This is a genomic window from Olleya sp. KKT75, from assembly GCF_055635485.1.
In genome coordinates this window covers 1649008-1668058 of the sequence record NZ_CM145759.1, presented here as the reverse complement: position 1 = coordinate 1668058, position 19051 = coordinate 1649008, and the positions used below count along the sequence as shown (strand labels likewise).

The window sequence follows — 19051 nt, the reverse complement described above, 5'->3', positions numbered from 1 at the left end:
TTAAGCAGAAATAACAAACTACTTTTTTACACGCTTTTCATTCTGTTTAACAAAAGCACTCCAGCCGGTATAACTTTTACCAATCTCTACACGTCCTTGATTATAAAAATGACACACAGCTGCTCCAAGTCCATCCATTGAATCTAGATTTTTTGGTAAGGTTTTAATACCTAACATGCTTTGCAACATTTTTGCAACTTGCTCCTTACTTGCATTTCCGCTTCCAGTAATAGCCATTTTAATCTTTTTAGGCGCATACTCTGTTATAGGCACTTCACGACTCAAACCAGCTGCCATAGCAACACCCTGAGCACGTCCTAACTTAAGCATACTTTGTACGTTTTTACCAAAGAAAGGCGCTTCGATAGCAATTTCATCTGGATGATGTGTTTCAATCAGCTCTATGGTACGTTCAAAAATAAGTTTCAGTTTTAGGTAATGATCATCGTATTTTTTTAAATCTAATTCGTTTAACTGAATCAGACTCATTTTTTTATTTACCACTTTAATCAAACCAAAACCCATGATGGTTGTTCCTGGATCAATCCCTAATATAATTTGTTCTTTGCTCATTTAATTACAAGTATAACAACCACTTAATGACACAGCCACACCAACGGTTACGGTTAACATATTACCATTAAAAGACCCAAACCCTTCTGTGATTGGATCAAAAGCATCTGCGAATCCTATAATATAAGATCCATCAACAAATGCGGATACTGTTCTACTAATCCCATAATGAAATTCCATACCAGCCATTCCGTTTAAAAATGACGTTTTATTATCGCCATAATCTCCTAAAGGTTTTATCATAGAATATCCGGGCCCAATATGAAAGACCACTCCAGTCTCCATTGGTAAAAACACAAAGTCTGTGCTCGCGTCATACACAAACTGTAAATTAACACGCGTGTAATTGGTTTTAAATTCTGGCGTATTATCTGCATTTACAAAACGATGATATCCAAAATCTAATTTAGCCCCTAACTTAGGTGTAAACATATTCTGAACGCCTAAATTTATAGTCGGAAAATTAATACTATTTGCTTCAAAAGGAGCAACTAACCCTTCTTGAGATGGACTGTTAATACCAACCGCAATAAGCGCTTTCCATTTACTAGTTTCTATTTGAGCAGTTACTGTACTTACAGTAAAAACAGTTATTAGGATAATACAATAGTGTTTGATTGTAGATAACATTGTGTAATATTTAGTTTAATTTGCAAGCGTCAACATTGGCGCAACTATTATGCACAGCAGCTTGCCTTACAAAACTAAACAATTCTTTTTTGTACTTATTAAATTAAGCATAGTTGTTGGTGCTTTTTATTTTATATATCACAAACTAACTAGAACTGACAGCCTAGATGTTAATGGTTTTTTTCAATTTTTAAAAGACAACAAAGTGTTTTCGATTAAAAATAGTGTGCTTTTAGTCTTTTTAAGTAGTTTAAACTGGTTTATTGAAATCATAAAATGGCGTTTTTTAGTGTCTAAATTAAAAGCGCTCACTTTTTTTGAAGCTCTAGAACAAAGTTTAGGATCACTAACAGCATCCTTATTTACACCAAACCGTATTGGAGAATATGGCGCCAAAGCCATCTATTACTCAAAACCCTATCGTAAACGCATTTTACTAACCAATCTGATTGGTAATCTAATGCAAATGACAATTACCGTTGTTTTAGGAGGTATAGGTTTTGCCTTTTACTATAAGACTTATCCCATTAGTATCGATTTTTTTAAAATATCAAGAGGGATTTTAATCATCCTTAGTGTTGCAATACTTTCCATTATCGGGATAAAAAAAACGAAGTACAAAATAAAAGGATTTTCTATTAAAAAAATCAAAGACTACCTAGCAACATTAGGCACTAATTACATTACACTAGGATTATGTTTATCCTTTTTGCGCTATGTTGTATTCTCTTTTCAGTTTTATTATATTTTAATCCTTTTCGGAATAACACTAAGCTACCCAGAAAGCATGGTTATAATCACAAGTCTTTATTTGTTAGCTTCTATAATTCCGACCATTTCAATATTTGATGTTGTTATAAAAGGAAGCCTAGCCATTTATCTTTTTGGAGCTGCTAATGTTACCGAATTACCTGTTTTAAGTTGTATTCTTTTAATGTGGTTATTAAACTTTGCGCTGCCAAGTATATTTGGAAGCTATTATGTCTTAAATTTTAATCTCTCAAAACTCAATTCCTAATGGAAATTACGATTATTATCATTATTTTACTGTATCTATTTTTAATAGGTGTTTTTGTCATAGGCTTTGATAAAGTTAAAGAGTATAGACTTAGAGACCTCGCTCCAAAAACGACCTTTACGGTTGTTATTCCGTTTAGAAATGAAGCCGAAAACCTCCCTAAATTAATAGCTTCACTTTTAAACTTAAATTACCCAAAAGACTTATTTGAAGTCCTTTTAGTAAATGATGACTCTGAAGACCAATCGGTTGACATCATTAAAAAACACCTCTCTCAAAATAAAAGCAATCGTCTTTTTATTAAAATAATAGACAATCAAAGACTAACACAATCGCCTAAAAAAGATGCGATAACAACTGCAGTTACACAAGCTAAACACGAGTGGATACTAACAACTGATGCAGATTGTACCGTACCTAATTATTGGTTAGACAGTTTTGATAATTATATTCAAGACCATAGTTTAAAAATGCTTGCTGGACCAGTCACTTACAACAGTAACAACAGATTATTTAACGCCTTTCAAACTTTAGATTTTTTAAGCCTAATTGGAGCAACAATAGGTGCTTTTGGAATCCGTAAACCCTTTTTATGTAATGGCGCTAATTTAGCTTACAAAAAAGACTTTTTTACCAGTCTAAATGGATTTGAAGGCAATAGTAATATTGCTAGTGGCGATGATATTTTTTTAATGGAAAAGGCGTTAAAAGAAGATGAAAATGCTGTTCATTTTCTAAAATCCGAACAAGCCATTGTCAACACTGCACCACAAAAAAATATTAAAGATCTACTCTCTCAACGCATCCGATGGGCCAGTAAAACAAGACACTACAACAACACCTTTGCCAAAATTGTTGGTTTACTAGTTTTAATAGCCAATGCAAGTATTGTTATTAGTATTGTGTTAACAGCCTTAGGCTTATTTAAAACAAAAACTTTTGCTTATCTGTTTTTTATTAAAATTGCTATTGACTATTTATTACTTTATAAAACCAGTCAGTTTTTTAATAAACAAGAGACGCTAAAACATTATGTTTGGAGTTGTTTTATATATCCTTTTTTTAGCGTGTATGTTGCTTTTATAGCCTTATTTACAAACTACAAATGGAAAGGAAGATCCTTTAAAAAATAAGGACACTCTCCTAAAAAATCATACTTTAGTATCAAACTAACCTATGCGCTATTTAAACAAAACGTCTAACCCTGCCTTTTCAAATTATTTTTGGAAAGCACAGCCACGTGCCACAAAAAAAATGACAGTAACCGGTATTCTTATTAAAACACTGTATTGTTTATTAATAATTAGCAGCATTGTTTTAGCAAGTTGGAAACTACACACTAACGGTACAAGTATTAAATGGTTTACGTCTGGCGGAATGCTAGCTGCTGTTGTTATTAGTATTGTACTATCTGTTAGACAGCAATGGGCGCATATATTAGTGCCATTATATGCTGTGGCTAAAGGTTTTTTTCTAGGCGGAATTACTGTATACGCACAAACACAATTTCCTGATTTACCTTATCAAGCTATTGGTGTGACACTAATTACCTTTTTTGTTGTGTTGTTTTTATATCAAACCAAACTAATTGCAGTAACCAATCGTGTAAAAAGTATTATTATAACAGTCTGTAGCAGCATTTTTGTAACCTATGTAATCTCATACATCTTAAGCTTTTTTGGAATACAATCTTTTATTTGGGGAACCTCATGGCTTGCTATTGGATTTAATGTCTTTGCTGCGTTATTTGCTGCCCTCTCCTTACTACTGGATTTTGATTATATAGAAAGACAAAACAATAAAGCACCAAAATATAAAGAATGGCTAGCCACTTGGGGCCTTTTAGTAACCATTGTATGGTTATATGTAGAAATATTAAGACTTATGAAAAAGTATGCGATCAGGTTTTAAACCCTACTCGTCAACCTTTAAAATTATAGGCAACTTAAACTGTGTTTTAACTTGCTGACCACGTTTTACCGCTGGAAATATTTTAGGCAAGGTGTTTAAACTTTCTGTTATTGAAGCTTCTAAATTGGGGATTTCATGCGTTGTTAAACTGTCAATTTCGATAGAATTTATTTGTAACTCTCCTTTTTCAGAAATCAAAAAAGACAGCATAATTGTATCATTAACATCTTGATTAACAATAATGGTTTCATTTTGAAGACTTTCAGAAATATGCTTGGCTAACGTGGTTTCAAAACAATGTTTAATTTCTTGTTTTATCTGCAAACTTTCGCAAGCCAAAAAACTAGGATAATTATCTACTTCGTTCCAATTAAAGGTCTTTAACTCTTCTTGATAAATAGCATCAGAGGTTGTTTTTTTTACGTCAAAATACTGGCAAGACACCACTACAAAAAAGAGTAAAAAAACAGCTATTTGTTTCATAATTAACTAATATAGCGGAAAAATACAACTTTTTTAGATGACTAAAACTTACTTACTAGTTTCTCTTAACTACAAATAGATTAGAATACGTTGTATCGTCTTTTGAGATTTTTAAAACGTAGATACCATCTTCAAGTTTGTCGACGTTTATTTCTTCGTTTAAATCTCCTTTTACAAAACGTTTTTTATACTCTTTTACAAGTACACCGTTTGTCATGTAAACAGCAAAACTATATTCACCCTGAATTACTTCTTTAAAAGACACGTTTAATTTACTTACTGCTGGATTTGGAAATAAGCTTATGTTTTCTTTAGATAATGATGATACTGCCTCATCACAACATACTATTTCTTGAACCACTTTGCTAGTCTTAGCACCTAAGGTAATGGTTTTAATTAACGTCCTACCATCTCTTAAAATTGTAAATCTTACCGCATCAAAAGGCTGGTATGCTTTAACAGCATTCATGGCATCACCACGTCTGTTAACTACTTCACCATCCATAGCTAAAACCAAATCATATGGTTGTAATTTATTGTCAGCTGCTGCTGTACCTTCAATTACTTTTAAAATAATAACACCTTTATCGGTCTTACTTTCTTTATCACAAGGACTTCCAAATTGCACTCCTAAAAAAGCTGTTTCGTAAACAATTTTATCAATTGTACACGTGTTTTTGCAATCTTGATTTATTTGCGCATTTGCTACAGTTGTAAAACATAATAACACAAAAACTAAAGGTAAAAATCTTTTCATACTAAACTATTTTTTAAGAAATATGAAGATATAGTATTTTTCATACAATTATATAAATCAAATAAAAAAACTTTGCTTTATAGATAAAATTCGTTGTTTTTCAGACCAAAAGCATGATTTACAAAACAAAGTTTGATTATTCGGATTTATTTTGAAAGTCTTGACTTTTTAATTCAGCAAGCTTTACGTTTAAAATTGGTACGTATTTACTACCAGGAAATCGTTTATTAAACGACTCTACCTCCTCTATTTTTGTGTCCATATTTTTATAAAACACCAACTTAGTATAAACCCTATAAAAATAAGCTGCTTCAGATCCAGGATTTTCTTGTATCGCTTTAGTAAATGCCTGAATAGCATCGGCATGTTTTTCTTGTAAATTATAAACAACACCCAGTTTTATATAAACCTCATCTAAGGGGTCTTCTTGCAATTTAATAGATTGTGCTATATGCTTTTCAGCTAACAAATACTGAGTATTACGCTGATAGTTTAATCCTAATTGATAGTGATTATAAGCGTCTTTAGGATCCTTTTCTAACGCCTTTTCTAAATAGGTAATAGCCTTGCTATAATTATAAACTTTACCATAAGCATACCCTAGTTTTTCGTTAACAAACTTTGTAGTTTCTCCTAATTCTAATAGTTTTAAAAACTGAGCTATCGCTTTGTGATAGTCCTCTTGCAGATAGTAACTTTGCCCACCAAGTGCGATTAGTTTTTTATTATTAGTATATGCTTTTAATCCTGTTTTAACATAATATTCAACTTTATCAAAGGACCTGTTTTTTAAATTATATTTAGCTAACTCATATATCGCTTTTTGGTTTGAATCATCTAACTCAAAAACCTTAAAAAAATAATCTTGAGCACTTATGTACTGCCCTAAAGCGTTAGACACTACACCTAAATAATATTGATAATTAGGATTAGCAGCATCTGTAATAGCCAACTCTAATAGCAGCACTTCAGCCTCTTGCAACTTGCCGGTTTGTATTAGTAATTTACACAGTTCAAATTTTAATAGCGCATTGCTCCGATTACTGTTTAATGCTTTATTATAGTATGTTATTGCTTGATCATAATTTCCTAAAAACACATATGATTTTGCGATTTGTTGTGAATATGGTAACGTGTCTTCAAGCTGGTTATAATAACTAATAGCCTTAGCATAACTACCATAATTATACAAGCTATCTGCCACAGCCAATACATTGGTTTGAGCCTTAGCATTAAAAAACAATAACAATAAACCTATAACAATAAGCAGTCGCTTCATTTAATTAATTTTAAAAATAATTGGCAAAGCATAAGTAACGTTTACCGTTTTACCTTCGTGCATAGCTGGAGTAATTTTTGGCAAACTATTAATTACACGTATAGCTTCTGTTTCTAAATCAGGATGAGGCGCACGCGCTTTAACATCATAAACCAAACCATCCTTGTCAATTCTAAACATGACATTAATACGTTTTACACCTTTTACTAAGCTTAAATCTTTCCCTAATTTTGTATTAAAATTAGTTGCAATATGTCGTGTCACTTGGTCTGAAAAACATTTTTTCTGTTCAGATTTACCTGTTATTGACTGGCAAGCCTCAAACATAGGAGACTGATCTAATTTTGAAAATGGCACCTCTATTTCCAAATTTCTAGCATCATCTACATCCACATCTTCTACAACGGTTATTACTTTGGGTGTTATTTGATTACTATCTGAATCTTTTGATACGGGCTCCCCATTGGAACAAGAAGAATACACTAACATCCCTAAAACCATAGGGATTATTAATAAATACTTAATTAACTGCGTCTGATTTGATTTTGATTTTTGTAACATAATGATTCGTTTTTTGATTAATGATTGTTTGAAAAATGGATTGATAAAAGCACAGTTTTTAACACTAAAAACCTGCTGTAATAACTGTTGGTAATATTCTGTTTTACCAACTTTTACCGCATTGTGATCGGCAATATATTCATGTAGATTACTTATTCTATTTTGATATAGATATACTAATGGATTACACCAAAAACCTATTTTTAAGGCTTCAAACCAAAGTAAATCCAACGTGTGTTTATCGTTGGCATGACTACGCTCATGTGCTAAAACATGATGTATTTGGTCTGCTGAAAGCATATCTCCTAAACACACGTAATTAAAAAAAGTAAAAGCAGAATCGGAGTCTTTTAAAGTTACAATGGTAAGACCATCTTCTTTAGTCTTTGGATTAACTGCTATTATCCTTATTATTTTAATTAACTTGATTAGAAAGAAGATTAGCATTACAACCGAAACCAAAACATACAGATTACCTATAGCACCTACTGAAACTGACCAATCCCCATTAAAACGACTTGCTTCTGAAGCTACCTGTCCAGTATTACCAATTAAAACTTCTGGTAAAGCAACCATAAAACTGGTTGGAATAATCTTATTAAACCCCTCAATTTTCACAAAAGGAATAACTAAAGACAATACAGACGTGACTAATAAATAAACTCTGTTATAATTAAAAAACGTATCCTTTTTTAAAAATAGATCATAAGCCACTAAAAACAGTAGCTGAAACAGTATCGTTTGAAAAACGTAGTACATCATAACTATTCTTTTTTATTGATTTCATTCAAAACAGACTCCAACTCATTTAAACTAATGTCATTTTTTTTAACAAAAAAGGACACCATACTTTTAAACGAACCCTGAAAATAATTATCCACAAGCTTATTAATAGACTGGTTACTGTAATCTTGCTTTTTTAATAATGGAAAATACATATGGCCTTTCCCTTGCTTTTCATAATCTACAAAGCCCTTAGACTCTAAAATTCTAACAATAGTAGAGACTGTATTATAAGCAGGTTTTGGCTCAGGAAACTCTTCTATTATTTGCTTGACGTTAGCTTTTTCTAACTGCCATAAAACTTGCATTATGTCTTCTTCTGCTTTGGTAAGTGCTTTCATTTTTTGTAACTAAATTATTAGTTGAATAAAACAAATATAACTAAATATTTAGTTTAAACTAATAATTTAGTTACAAATATTAGATGTAAAATGTTTTTAACAGCTTTAATAACATAAACAACTTACATTGAAATTTAAACTTGTATTGTTTATTATTAAAATAAAAAATCACACAAATACTATTGAAAGTTGAAAGACAAAAAGGTCTAAAATACACAAAGCAACATCGAGAGATGTTGCTTTGCATTGTGTAAATGTAAATAGTGCTATTATATTCAAACGGAAGTTTGAAAATGGGAATAATATTAACTTATATTAAGTTACATCAAATATACTTAATCTTATATTTAGCTATTGTGGTAAAAACCACAACCTTACTGTGGTAAAAACCGCACGTCTTATATTTTATAAGTCTTTTCAGACGTTTATAAAATCAAAAAAATGCTAAATTTTAACATTTAACGCTATATATACCCCTTTTCTTTAGCTATTTTTATTAGAGAATCGTCTTTACCATCGTCTATTACAAATAAATCTTTTAGGTTTTTTTTACGCTTTTCAATAGCACTTAACGTGATACCCAAATGCGCTACCAAATCTTTTGTTCTTACCCCTAGCGATAAAAAATGAAGCATTTTATGGTTTATCTCATCCACTTCTATAGGATTAAAAATACTACGCTTAATAATATTATTTATAGTTCCTGTATAAAACGGAGGGTTATTCTGAATAACTTCAAATGCACTTGCTAGCTCACTTGACGTTAAATCACTTTTAATTAAAAATCCGTCTGGGTTTATGGTCTTTATTATACTATGTATGCGATACACCTCATTAAACATAGTTAAAATTACAACTTTAGCCTCTGGCTGTGTTAATCTAACATGCTTTGCTAAATCTTCTCCTGACTTATATATACCATCACTTGACTCTGGAATACTAATATCAAAAAAATACATATCATAGGGTTGCCCCATATTTTTTGACTTTAGTATTGCAGACATCGCAGAATCACAATCCGTTGCCACATCAATATCTAATATTTGATCTTCTTTTTTTGTTGCTAATAAAATATGTTGGTAACCTTCAATAATCATTGGATGATCATCTACCATTAATATTTTTAAAGTACTACTCTTCATAAATTGGTTGATTAACTAGTAAATATCGGGACAATAATTGTAATATCAGTGCCTTTTTGCTTTTGACTTGTAATTAAAAGCTTCCCCTTTATTTCTTGCACTCTATCCTCTATATTTTTAAGACCTATCCCTTTTTTGGACTTATACAGATCAAACCCTTCGCCATCATCAGTTATATTAAAGACTAAATTAGTGTCTTCTTTTTTATATGAAATAATAACTTTAGTTGCTTGGGCATGTTTATACGCATTCTGCATAGTTTCTTGTAAAATACGATACAGATGAATTTTTACCGTATTATCTAAAGCATCCCAATTAATACTATCATCACCAATAAATGAATACGCAATTTTATAAGCTCCCATTTGCGTCTCAACTAAGGTTTTTACAATATCTAAAAATCCCGCTTTTTTGATAAAATCAGTATTTAAATCATGTGATACTTTTCTAATATCGTCTTCTATCTTTTTAAGCTCGTTTATATAATGCCCCCTTTTATCAATAGCCTCAGTATTGACACTTAAATTAAGACTATCTAAGCTTAATCGTACACCAAATAGCTTTCCTAAAATTCCGTCATGTATATCTTTGGATATTCTGTTTTTTTCTAATTTTCTAGCCTCGTCAATATTGTCTTGCTGTGATAACATCAAACCATAAATTTCTTGATTTGCTTCTTGCTGTTGACGCTCTAATTGCAATTCTTTATTTTTTTCTCTTTGTGTTATTAATATATACAGAAACACTAAGACCATCAAAAGACCAATAGAGGTAATGATTAAATACAACCGCTGTCTTGACATTTCCTGATTTTCTTCTACGATTTCTGCAGTTTCTAATTCTATCCTAGCAAACTTATTACGAATAGAGCGCTCAGCTAAGACCAAACTATCGCTAAGCTTTATATGTTCCATTAAATAAGATCTAGCGGAGTCTTTATTTATACTTGCTTTTGTAATAAGTGTTTGCAGAATATACTCATTAGCATTAATCTTTTTTGCCATTTTATATGACAAATCATTGTAGTATTTAGCTGAATCCTGTTTACCCACTGCATGTAAATACTCTGCATAATAAGCACCTATAGACATCGTAGTTAAATCATCATTCGCTTTTGTTACATTATTAAGGGCTTCTATAAATAAAGGATTTATGGTAGTATCCATCGGATCGATTAAATATGTTGTATACGCTAAATTAGTCTTAATAACAGCATATAGTGCTAAGTCATACGCTTTCAATCCTTCATCTTGAAGAATTTCAAGATACTTTTCTTTAGCTTTTGGATATAATCCTTTTCGTCTATAAACAGACGCTATATTAGTATTTGAATACAATAAATCATAATAACGATTTTCGTTATTGATTAGATTAGCATAACTAACCGCCAGATCATTATATTCTAAGGCTTTATCATAAAGTTGTAATTGAGCAGAGATAGCTGCAATTAAATCATGAATAGACCAAAGCGTTTCAAGGTTGCCATCTGTTTTTGGTAGCTTTTCAACTATCAACTTGGCTTTAATAGCATTTATTTCTGCTCCAATAAAATCCCTTTCGGCATGTTGGATAAAAGCCATATTGCATAACAATTCGGCTTCACTATCATAATTTTTTAAATCACCATAGATCTTATAACTCTTATAATAATACTCGTATGCACTATCTAATTTAGCTTCAAGATTATCTATATAACCTAAAATATAATACGCATCGGCAATAGCCAATGAATCCTTAATTTTTTTAGCCAACTCTAAATTTTCAATATTTATAGATTTAAGAGGCTTAAAATCTTGTTGAAGAATATAGAGTTTAGATAAGCTTTTATTACTGTAAAGTATTGTTGAATCCGCTGCTTTGCTCTTGGACAATACTACTGCTTGCTTTGCATACTCCATCCTAGAGTTCATATCTAAACTTTCATCTTTAGATAAGCTTCTAAGCTTAAAAATAGAATCTAAATTTGAATCCGCCGGACCCTTTTGAGCCAAACAGTAAGTTGATAGTAGTAAAATGAATATAAATCTAAACAAAGAAGTTCTTATAGTTAACTTCTCAAAGTTAAAACAATTAATTTATTGGGCTACGCGTAAAAACAAAAAGCTTTCAATTAAAATTTTAAACTAACCAGAACTAGCTATTAACCATTTGATGGTACTCTAACTTTCCTTTTATCTACTAACACTAATAGTTTAAGATCTGGCGTTTTTACTTCTTTATTAGTGTTTTCCTTAATTGGCTCTGTAGTGTCTAATGCGCTTACACCTGTTAATAATCCGATTGAAAAAAATGCTACTAATGTAATTTTTAGGGTTTTCATAATATTGATTATTTATAGTTAACTATTGATTTATTAAAAACGTAAATACAACAAAATTTAAGCTAAACAGATTAGCTTACTATAAATCACACACTTACAAAAATGTATGTTCAATAAATTAATTAATTAGCTTTAGAATGAATATAAAAGTAGAGGGAAATTTTAAAGTTGAACGAAAATAGACTTAAGAAAAAGAAATATACTAAATAACTCGATGTAAAGCAAATAACATCGACAAAACGTTATAAAATAAAAAAGCATCCCAATTTTCTAGAAGAAAAAAGGAAAGCTTTCCATCGGTTCAAGCTATTAACTAGCTTTCTACCAGTTTGATGGACTACTACATCCATCAAAACAACACAACTAAATTTTATTGCCAAAAAAAGCTCCGATAAATCGGAGCTTTTAGCAATTTTTCGCGGTCTGGACGGGATTCGAACCCGCGACCTTCGCCGTGACAGGGCGACATTCTAACCAGCTGAACTACCAGACCGTTGCGTTATTGCGAGTGCAAAGATAGTCTTCTTTATGGATGTACCAAACTTTTTTACACTTTTTTTTATTTTTTTTTAAATAAACTTTTCTCGTTCCACCATATAGCTGGTTAAAACAGCATCAAACGCTTGGTTTATATCCGCAGCAACATACTTAATCTTGTACTGTAAACACTTCATTTTCAATTCTTCAAAATAATCAAGCACCGCTTTTTCATAATTTTCCTTGACCTGATCCGCATATAAGTTAACAAAATCACCAGTTTCAATATCAATAAATCTTTTTGGCTTATTATTAAAATTAAAGTTCATTTCTTTAGCTTTATCATAAACATGAAACAAAACAACCTCATGTTTATTATGTTTTAAATGTCGTAATGCTTCAAATAATTTAACCTCATCTGCGGTTGTTTGAAACATATCGGTAAAAACAAAGATTAAAGAGCGTCTGTGAATTTTTTCTGCAATCTCATGTAAATAGGCATAAGTTTCTGTTTGCTTGTTTACAGGCTTTGATTTGACCGCCTGCTCCAATTGATGGATCAACATCTGGTGGTGACGTTCACTCCCCTTTTCAGGAGCGTAAAAATCATACTTATCACTATATATACTTAATCCTACTGCATCGCGCTGCTTTTTTAATATATGCATTAAGGATGCAGACGCTAAAGCTGAAAAAGCAATCTTATTTAAATTATCAATGGAAAAACTATCCTGTTCTGGATAGTGCATGGAACTACTGTTATCTAAGATAATATGACAACGCAGATTAGTCTCGTCATCATAACGCTTAGTATACAGTTTATCTGTTTTAGCAAACAGCTTCCAATCTATATGACGTGTACTTTCGCCTTGATTATAGATTTTATGCTCTGCAAACTCTGCAGAGAAGCCATGAAACGGACTTTTGTGCATTCCGGATATAAAACCCTCAACCACTTGCTTAGCTAAGTGTTCGAGGTTTTTAAATCCGCCTGCTTTATTAAGTTCGTCTTGTAATTTCATTATTCTGCTATACCGTCAACAATACCGTAAGCAACACTCTCATCTGCGCCCATCCAATGGTCACGATTAAAATCTTTCAATACTTTCTCATATGTCTGTCCACAGTTATCCGCTAAAATATGTGCACTTAACTCTTTAGTTTTTACAATTTCTTGAGCTGTAATCTCAATATCACTAGCTTGTCCACGTGCACCTCCACTTGGTTGGTGTATCATTACTCTTGCATGCGGTTGGATAAAACGTTTCCCTTTAGCTCCAACAGACAACAAAATAGACCCCATAGACGCAGCTAAACCAGTACAAACTGTAGATACATCACTTTTTAGACCTTTAATACAGTCATACATTGCAAATCCAGAAGTTACATAACCACCTGGGCTGTTAATATACAGTGTAATATCCTTAGTTTCTAAGCTGTCTAAATACATTAAGCGATCTATAACATGCTTTGCCGATTTATCATCTACCATTCCCCAAAGAAAAACTTTACGTTCTTCTAACAATTTTGCATCAATAGCATCTTGCACTTTTATTGTTTTACTCATTTTCTATTTTTTTGTTCGTTTAAACATTATCTATTTTCAAAATTACTTCTAAAATAAAGAACCGCCTTAATATTAAAGGCACTCTTATTATTTTAAAAGCCATTTTGTAAATGTACTTTTAAAATAATTATTTCTAGTTTCATCTAAAAATAAAAAAGGTTTGCCATTACAGCAAACCTTTTATCAATACTTTAATAAAATTGACCTATAATAAAGCGTCTAATGCTTCAGAATAAGCTGTTTTTGGTGCTACACCTACTTGACGTCCTACTACTTCACCATTTTGAAATACTAAAACCGTTGGGATGTTACGTACACCATATTTTGCTGCAAATTCTTGATTTGCGTCTACATCTACTTTACCTACAATAGCTTTACCTTCATATTCAGTACTTAACTCATCAATGATTGGTCCAACCATACGACAAGGTCCACACCAAGCTGCCCAAAAGTCAACTACTACTGGCTTATCGCTTTTTAATACTGTTTCTTCGAAGTTTGCATCTGTGATTTCTAATGCCATAATATTATGTTTTAATTGTGTTTTACTACGTGTTAATATGCAATATTAGTCAAAAATTATGCGAAAGCTTACAACCTAACAATTTGTTTTACCTATTGTAGCATTGGTTTGCTTTATCCCTTTTACAGGGAATGAACGCCAGAGCCTTACTATTTTAAACATCTTACAGAATAAAGGAAGATGCTAACAACCTGCTTTTATTGATTAATCAAATAATGAATCTGTTGCTCTTGCAACTCATTCAGTAACTCATTAGTCACTTGTATTTTTTGCTTTCGACTAATCATTGTTAATTTAATTTTATCCCGGTTATCGTATACTAAAAAGTTAAGTGCATGATTACCTGGATGCATCGAAATTAATTCTTTTAAAAATCTAATTTTTTCAGCTTCAAGCTCCTTAATATTTAACTGTATAGATATTTTTCTAACATTTTTCTCCATGACATCATGTAATAACTGGAAGCTATTAAACTGTAATCTTGGATCACTCTTTTTACCAGTATCACGATTCACCCAACCTTCTCTAACAAAAGCCTTAACGTGTACAAATGTGTTTTGCAATAAAAACGGACGATGTTTTAGATACTCTTCTCCAAAGACTCTAAACTCAAACGTATCGGTATAATCTTCAATGGTAAACATTGCCCAACCTTTACCTTGTTTACTAACACGATGTTGTACATCTGTAACAACACCTCCAAAAGTAATTTCTTTATTAACGTGTGCACTTAAGTCATTAAAATCTGAAATTGTTCCATTACAAAACGATTTCATTTCTGTTCTAAAGTCATCTAAAGGGTGTCCCGAAATATAAACCCCAACCACCTCACGTTCTCGAGATAATTTTTCCATGGTCCCCCACGTTTCACATTCAGGAATCACTGGCTCTTCAATCTGTACATCACTATCTGCACCAAACATGCTTACTTGCGCAGAGTTTTCATTTTCTTGATGCTTAGCTCCGTATTTTATCGCCTTTTCTAAAAAGGTTAATTCGCTACCATCTTTAAAAAAGTATTGCGCACGATGTGTATCTCCTAGCTCATCAAACCCACCAGCTAGTGCCAAGTTTTCAAATGCTTTTTTATTAGCCGCACGCAAATCAATACGTTTTGCTAAATCAAATATGGACACAAAAGGCCCATCTTCTTTTCTATTATTAACAATAGTCATTACAGCACCATGTCCAACTCCTTTTATGGCACCCATACCAAAACGTACCGCATTGTCCTTGTTTACAGAAAACTTGTAATAAGATTCATTAACATCAGGACCAAGTACTGGTAGCTTCATACGCTTACACTCGTCCATAAAAAACGTCACCTGTTTGATGTCATTCATATTATTGGACAGTACCGCAGCCATATATTCGGCTGGATAATGCGCTTTTAGATACGCCGTTTGATAGGCAATCCATGCATAACATGTCGAGTGCGATTTGTTAAAGGCATAACTAGCAAAGGCTTCCCAATCTTTCCAAATTTTCTCAAGCTTTTTAGCATCATGCCCCTTAGCACTGGCTTGCTCAATAAATTTTGGTTTCATTTTATCCAAAACTGCAATTTGCTTCTTACCCATGGCCTTACGCAGTACATCGGCTTCACCCTTTGTAAAATCTGCTAAAGACTGCGACAGTAGCATTACCTGCTCTTGGTATACTGTAATTCCGTAAGTTTCTTTTAAGTACTCTTCCATTGCTGGTAAATCATACTCAATATCCTCATCACCATGCTTTCTACGTACAAAACTTGGTATGTATTCCATTGGACCGGGTCTATACAGTGCATTCATGGCAATTAAATCGTCAAAAACGGTAGGTTTAAGATCTTTTAAATGCTTCTGCATTCCAGGAGATTCATATTGGAATACACCAACCGTTTCTCCACGTTGAAACAGCTCGTAAGTCTTTTCATCATCCAGAGGAAAACTATCTGGATCTAATAATATATCATGTTTAGCTTTAACTAATTTTACGGTGTCTTTAATAAGCGTTAACGTTTTAAGACCCAAGAAATCCATCTTTAACAGCCCAGCATCCTCTACTACAGAGTTATCAAACTGTGTGACATATAAGTCTGAATCTTTTGCCAAAGCCACTGGCACGAACTTAGTAATATCGTCAGGCGTAATAATTACACCACAGGCATGTATCCCTGTGTTACGGACGGACCCTTCTAAAGATCGTGCAATATTTACGGTTTCGGCAGGTAAATCATTTCCTTCCGAAATATTTAAAAGCTCGTTAATTTTCTCTAAATCTTCAGCTCTAAACTTTTGTCCTAACTCTTTTTCGGATAAACCGAAAATTTTGCCCAGCTTAGACATTGTAGGAATCAGTTTAGCAATCCTATCTGCATCAAATAAAGGCAAATCTAATACACGTGCTGTATCTCTAATCGAAGACTTTGCAGCCATCGTACCGTAGGTAATAATCTGGGCTACCTGACTACTTCCATACTTTTCGATAACGTAATCCATAACACGAGATCGTCCTTCGTCATCAAAATCAATATCAATATCGGGCATACTTACACGATCCGGATTCAGGAAACGCTCAAAAAGTAAGTTATACAATAACGGATCAATATTGGTAATCCACAAACAGTAAGCAACTACAGATCCTGCTGCAGATCCACGTCCCGGACCTACAGAAACGTCCATTTTTCTGGCTTCGCGTATAAAATCCTCTACAATCAAGAAATACCCAGGATATCCTGTTTTCTCAATAACGCTTAGCTCAAAATCAAGTCTTTCAATAACAACATCGGACAACTCTTCTCCATATCGTTTTTTAGCACCAACATAGGTTAAGTGTCTTAAAAGCGCATTCTCCCCGCGTTTTCCACCATCAATTTTATCCTCCTCACTGGCAAACTGTTCCGGAATATCAAACGCTGGTAATAATACATCCCTAGCTAATTGATACCCTTCAATTTTATCCACCACTTCTTGAATATTAGAAATGGCTTCCGGCACATCCTTAAACAAACTCTTCATCTGGTCTCCAGACTTAAAGTAGTATTCTTGGTTAGGCAATCCATAACGGTATCCTCTACCACGACCAATTGGTGTAGCTTGTTTTTCACCATCTTTTACACACAATAAAATATCATGCGCATTAGCATCACTCTGCTTGGCGTAATAGGTATTGTTAGAAGCTATTAACTTAACATTATGTTGTCTTGCTAATTTTATTAAAACAGGATTAACACGGTTTTCATCTTCTTGACCGTGACGCATCAGCTCCACATACAAATCATCACCAAAGGTTTCTTTCCACCAAATTAAGGCTTCTTCTGCTTGATTTTCTCCAACATTTAAAATCTTACTCGGTACCTCTCCATATAAGTTACCCGTTAAACAGATCAGGTCTTCTTTATATTCTTCAATAAGTTTCTTATCAATCCTTGGTATGTAATAAAATCCATTAACGTAAGCATGAGATGATAACTTTGCAAGGTTGTGGTATCCATTTTTGTTTTTTGCCATTAAGACAATTTGATACCCATTATCTTTTCTGCTTTTGTCTGTATGATCTTCACAAACAAAAAACTCACAACCAATAATTGGTTTTATTTCTTTAACTGTTGTTGTGGTTCCGCTAGCTGCTGCTTCTTCTATTTTAGCTTTTGCGGCTTTATTATGTTTATTAGCAGCATTTACAAAGTGAAATGCCCCCATCATGTTGGCATGATCCGTTAATGCTACTGCCGGCATACCATGCTCTGCAGCAACTGTAATAAGATCAGCGACACTCATTGTTGACTGTAATACAGAAAACTGAGAGTGGTTATGTAAATGCACAAAGTCTACAGTTTGTAGATCCTTGATATTTTCTTTAATCTCCGCCGTACTAATCTCGTTAGTATCCTGCTTTTGTAATTTTTCTTGGATTTTAGCACTTTCCCTTTTCAGGTTAATATGCTTTAATCCTATTAATTGTATGGTTTGCGGGTTTGCTTTATTAAATTGCTCGAAATATTCTGGAGCAACATCTAACTGTTCTTTAGTATATTTTTTTAGACGTATTAATTCTAAAAAACAACGTGTTGTTGCCTCTACATCGGCAGTAGCATTGTGCGCTTCTCCAAAAGGTTTATCAAATAAAAACTGGTGTAACTCAGTTAACGTTGGTAATTTAAAACGCCCATAACGTCCACCCGGTAATTGGCACAAGGCAGCTGTTTGCTCCGTACACGTATCTAAAACCGGTAATTCTTGTAGTGGATTCTCTACATTTCCACGCACAAACTCGGCACCCATAATATTCAAGTCAAACTTAACATTCTGACCGACCACAAATTTGGCTTTACCCAATGCGATATTAAACTTTTCTAATACGTCTGATAAAGGGATTCCTTGTTGTTGTGCTAATTCTGTAGAAATACCATGAATCTTCTCCGCATCATACGGAATATTAAATCCATCGGGTTGCACTAGATAGTCCTCATGCTCCACACAATTACCCATCTCGTCATGCAATTGCCAAGCAATTTGGATACATCTAGGCCAATTATCTGTGTCAGTAATTGGTGCATCCCAACGTTTAGGTAATCCGGTGGTTTCGGTATCAAATATTAAATACATGTGCGAGTTCTTAGAAGTTTTTGCTCAAAAATACGAGCCTATAAAAGTACGTAGAATTAATTTTTATTTAAAGTGAAATCACAAACAGTTGTAAACA

17 protein-coding genes and 1 tRNA gene are annotated in these 19051 nt (G+C 32.8%); 3 read left to right on the top strand and 15 right to left on the bottom strand.

Annotation, left to right across the window (positions count from 1 at the left end; translation table 11 throughout):
- Positions 1-18: 18 nt before the first annotated feature.
- Together ruvC and ACZ2G2_RS07405 are read right to left on the bottom strand one after the other, a co-directional pair.
- Entirely contained in the window at positions 19-573 is a 555-nt protein-coding gene (gene ruvC, locus ACZ2G2_RS07410; RefSeq protein ID WP_090836545.1) for a crossover junction endodeoxyribonuclease RuvC, read from the bottom strand.
- The gene (locus ACZ2G2_RS07405; protein ID WP_281846197.1) at positions 574-1203 is read right to left on the bottom strand and encodes a cell envelope biogenesis protein OmpA; all 630 of its coding nucleotides are present in this window, start codon (positions 1201-1203) and stop codon (positions 574-576) included.
- Between the two features lie 49 nt (positions 1204-1252).
- On the opposite strand from ACZ2G2_RS07405, the gene ACZ2G2_RS07400 reads away from it, so the two are divergent.
- Genes ACZ2G2_RS07400 through ACZ2G2_RS07390 form a run of 3 tightly spaced genes read left to right on the top strand, consistent with a single transcriptional unit; the run spans position 1253 to position 4132 of the window.
- On the top strand, positions 1253-2221 hold the full coding sequence (locus ACZ2G2_RS07400) for a hypothetical protein (protein ID WP_470394803.1): 969 nt from the start codon (positions 1253-1255) through the stop codon (positions 2219-2221).
- Complete coding sequence (locus ACZ2G2_RS07395; RefSeq protein ID WP_470394802.1) at positions 2221-3354, top strand: glycosyltransferase family 2 protein; 1134 nt, start codon at positions 2221-2223, stop codon at positions 3352-3354. The genes ACZ2G2_RS07400 and ACZ2G2_RS07395 overlap by 1 nt, the downstream gene beginning before the upstream one ends.
- Positions 3355-3397: 43 nt before the next feature.
- Positions 3398-4132, top strand: a complete 735-nt coding sequence (locus tag ACZ2G2_RS07390) for a Bax inhibitor-1/YccA family protein (RefSeq protein ID WP_470394800.1) — start codon at positions 3398-3400, stop codon at positions 4130-4132.
- 3 nt (positions 4133-4135) lie between these two features.
- On the opposite strand, the gene ACZ2G2_RS07385 is transcribed toward ACZ2G2_RS07390, so the two are convergent.
- From ACZ2G2_RS07385 to dnaE, 13 genes are all read right to left on the bottom strand, one after another.
- A complete protein-coding gene (locus ACZ2G2_RS07385; RefSeq protein WP_090836554.1) occupies positions 4136-4615 on the bottom strand; it encodes an energy transducer TonB in 480 nt (159 codons plus the stop codon).
- Positions 4616-4670: 55 nt separating this feature from the next.
- Positions 4671-5372: a T9SS type A sorting domain-containing protein gene (locus ACZ2G2_RS07380; RefSeq protein ID WP_470394798.1), complete on the bottom strand. Its 702-nt coding sequence runs from the start codon at positions 5370-5372 to the stop codon at positions 4671-4673.
- 136 nt (positions 5373-5508) lie between these two features.
- Entirely contained in the window at positions 5509-6651 is a 1143-nt protein-coding gene (locus ACZ2G2_RS07375) for a tetratricopeptide repeat protein (protein WP_470394797.1), read from the bottom strand.
- On the bottom strand, positions 6652-7974 hold the full coding sequence (locus ACZ2G2_RS07370) for a M56 family metallopeptidase (RefSeq protein WP_470394795.1): 1323 nt from the start codon (positions 7972-7974) through the stop codon (positions 6652-6654). It abuts the gene before it with no gap.
- A 2-nt stretch (positions 7975-7976) separates the two neighbouring features.
- Complete coding sequence (locus tag ACZ2G2_RS07365) at positions 7977-8336, bottom strand: BlaI/MecI/CopY family transcriptional regulator (RefSeq protein ID WP_090836560.1); 360 nt, start codon at positions 8334-8336, stop codon at positions 7977-7979.
- Between the two features lie 464 nt (positions 8337-8800).
- A complete protein-coding gene (locus tag ACZ2G2_RS07360) occupies positions 8801-9478 on the bottom strand; it encodes a response regulator (RefSeq protein WP_470394793.1) in 678 nt (225 codons plus the stop codon).
- 11 nt (positions 9479-9489) lie between these two features.
- Positions 9490-11469, bottom strand: coding sequence for a sensor histidine kinase (locus ACZ2G2_RS07355; protein ID WP_470394791.1), 1980 nt, complete (start codon positions 11467-11469; stop codon positions 9490-9492).
- Positions 11470-11618: 149 nt separating this feature from the next.
- On the bottom strand, positions 11619-11798 hold the full coding sequence (locus ACZ2G2_RS07350) for a hypothetical protein (RefSeq protein WP_470394790.1): 180 nt from the start codon (positions 11796-11798) through the stop codon (positions 11619-11621).
- A 419-nt stretch (positions 11799-12217) separates the two neighbouring features.
- Positions 12218-12291, bottom strand: a tRNA-Asp gene (locus ACZ2G2_RS07345).
- A gap of 76 nt (positions 12292-12367) precedes the next feature.
- Entirely contained in the window at positions 12368-13297 is a 930-nt protein-coding gene (locus ACZ2G2_RS07340) for a DUF58 domain-containing protein (protein ID WP_470394789.1), read from the bottom strand.
- Positions 13297-13842 carry a ClpP family protease gene (locus ACZ2G2_RS07335; protein ID WP_090836568.1) on the bottom strand — a complete coding sequence of 182 codons (546 nt, stop codon included), beginning with the start codon at positions 13840-13842 and terminating at the stop codon, positions 13297-13299. Before ACZ2G2_RS07335 ends, ACZ2G2_RS07340 begins: the two co-directional genes overlap by 1 nt.
- A 205-nt stretch (positions 13843-14047) precedes the next feature.
- Complete coding sequence (trxA, locus tag ACZ2G2_RS07330) at positions 14048-14404, bottom strand: thioredoxin (protein WP_256935319.1); 357 nt, start codon at positions 14402-14404, stop codon at positions 14048-14050.
- A 158-nt stretch (positions 14405-14562) separates the two neighbouring features.
- On the bottom strand, positions 14563-18954 hold the full coding sequence (gene dnaE, locus ACZ2G2_RS07325; protein WP_470394787.1) for a DNA polymerase III subunit alpha: 4392 nt from the start codon (positions 18952-18954) through the stop codon (positions 14563-14565).
- Positions 18955-19051: the final 97 nt, after the last annotated feature.

Excerpts from the sequence above, each read along its gene's own strand:
- ACZ2G2_RS07375 (WP_470394797.1), bottom strand. The coding sequence starts at position 6,651 with ATGAAGCGACTGCTTATTGTTATAGGTTTATTGTTATTGTTTTTTAAT.
- ACZ2G2_RS07395 (WP_470394802.1), top strand. The coding sequence starts at position 2,221 with ATGGAAATTACGATTATTATCATTATTTTACTGTATCTATTTTTAATA.
- ACZ2G2_RS07385 (WP_090836554.1), bottom strand. The coding sequence starts at position 4,615 with ATGAAACAAATAGCTGTTTTTTTACTCTTTTTTGTAGTGGTGTCTTGC.
- ACZ2G2_RS07380 (WP_470394798.1), bottom strand. The coding sequence starts at position 5,372 with ATGAAAAGATTTTTACCTTTAGTTTTTGTGTTATTATGTTTTACAACT.
- ACZ2G2_RS07350 (WP_470394790.1), bottom strand. The coding sequence starts at position 11,798 with ATGAAAACCCTAAAAATTACATTAGTAGCATTTTTTTCAATCGGATTA.
- ACZ2G2_RS07400 (WP_470394803.1), top strand. The coding sequence starts at position 1,253 with ATGCACAGCAGCTTGCCTTACAAAACTAAACAATTCTTTTTTGTACTT.
- ACZ2G2_RS07360 (WP_470394793.1), bottom strand. The coding sequence starts at position 9,478 with ATGAAGAGTAGTACTTTAAAAATATTAATGGTAGATGATCATCCAATG.
- ACZ2G2_RS07335 (WP_090836568.1), bottom strand. The coding sequence starts at position 13,842 with ATGAGTAAAACAATAAAAGTGCAAGATGCTATTGATGCAAAATTGTTA.
- ACZ2G2_RS07405 (WP_281846197.1), bottom strand. The coding sequence starts at position 1,203 with ATGTTATCTACAATCAAACACTATTGTATTATCCTAATAACTGTTTTT.
- ruvC (WP_090836545.1), bottom strand. The coding sequence starts at position 573 with ATGAGCAAAGAACAAATTATATTAGGGATTGATCCAGGAACAACCATC.
- ACZ2G2_RS07390 (WP_470394800.1), top strand. The coding sequence starts at position 3,398 with ATGCGCTATTTAAACAAAACGTCTAACCCTGCCTTTTCAAATTATTTT.
- ACZ2G2_RS07340 (WP_470394789.1), bottom strand. The coding sequence starts at position 13,297 with ATGAAATTACAAGACGAACTTAATAAAGCAGGCGGATTTAAAAACCTC.
- dnaE (WP_470394787.1), bottom strand. The coding sequence starts at position 18,954 with ATGTATTTAATATTTGATACCGAAACCACCGGATTACCTAAACGTTGG.
- ACZ2G2_RS07370 (WP_470394795.1), bottom strand. The coding sequence starts at position 7,974 with ATGATGTACTACGTTTTTCAAACGATACTGTTTCAGCTACTGTTTTTA.
- ACZ2G2_RS07365 (WP_090836560.1), bottom strand. The coding sequence starts at position 8,336 with ATGAAAGCACTTACCAAAGCAGAAGAAGACATAATGCAAGTTTTATGG.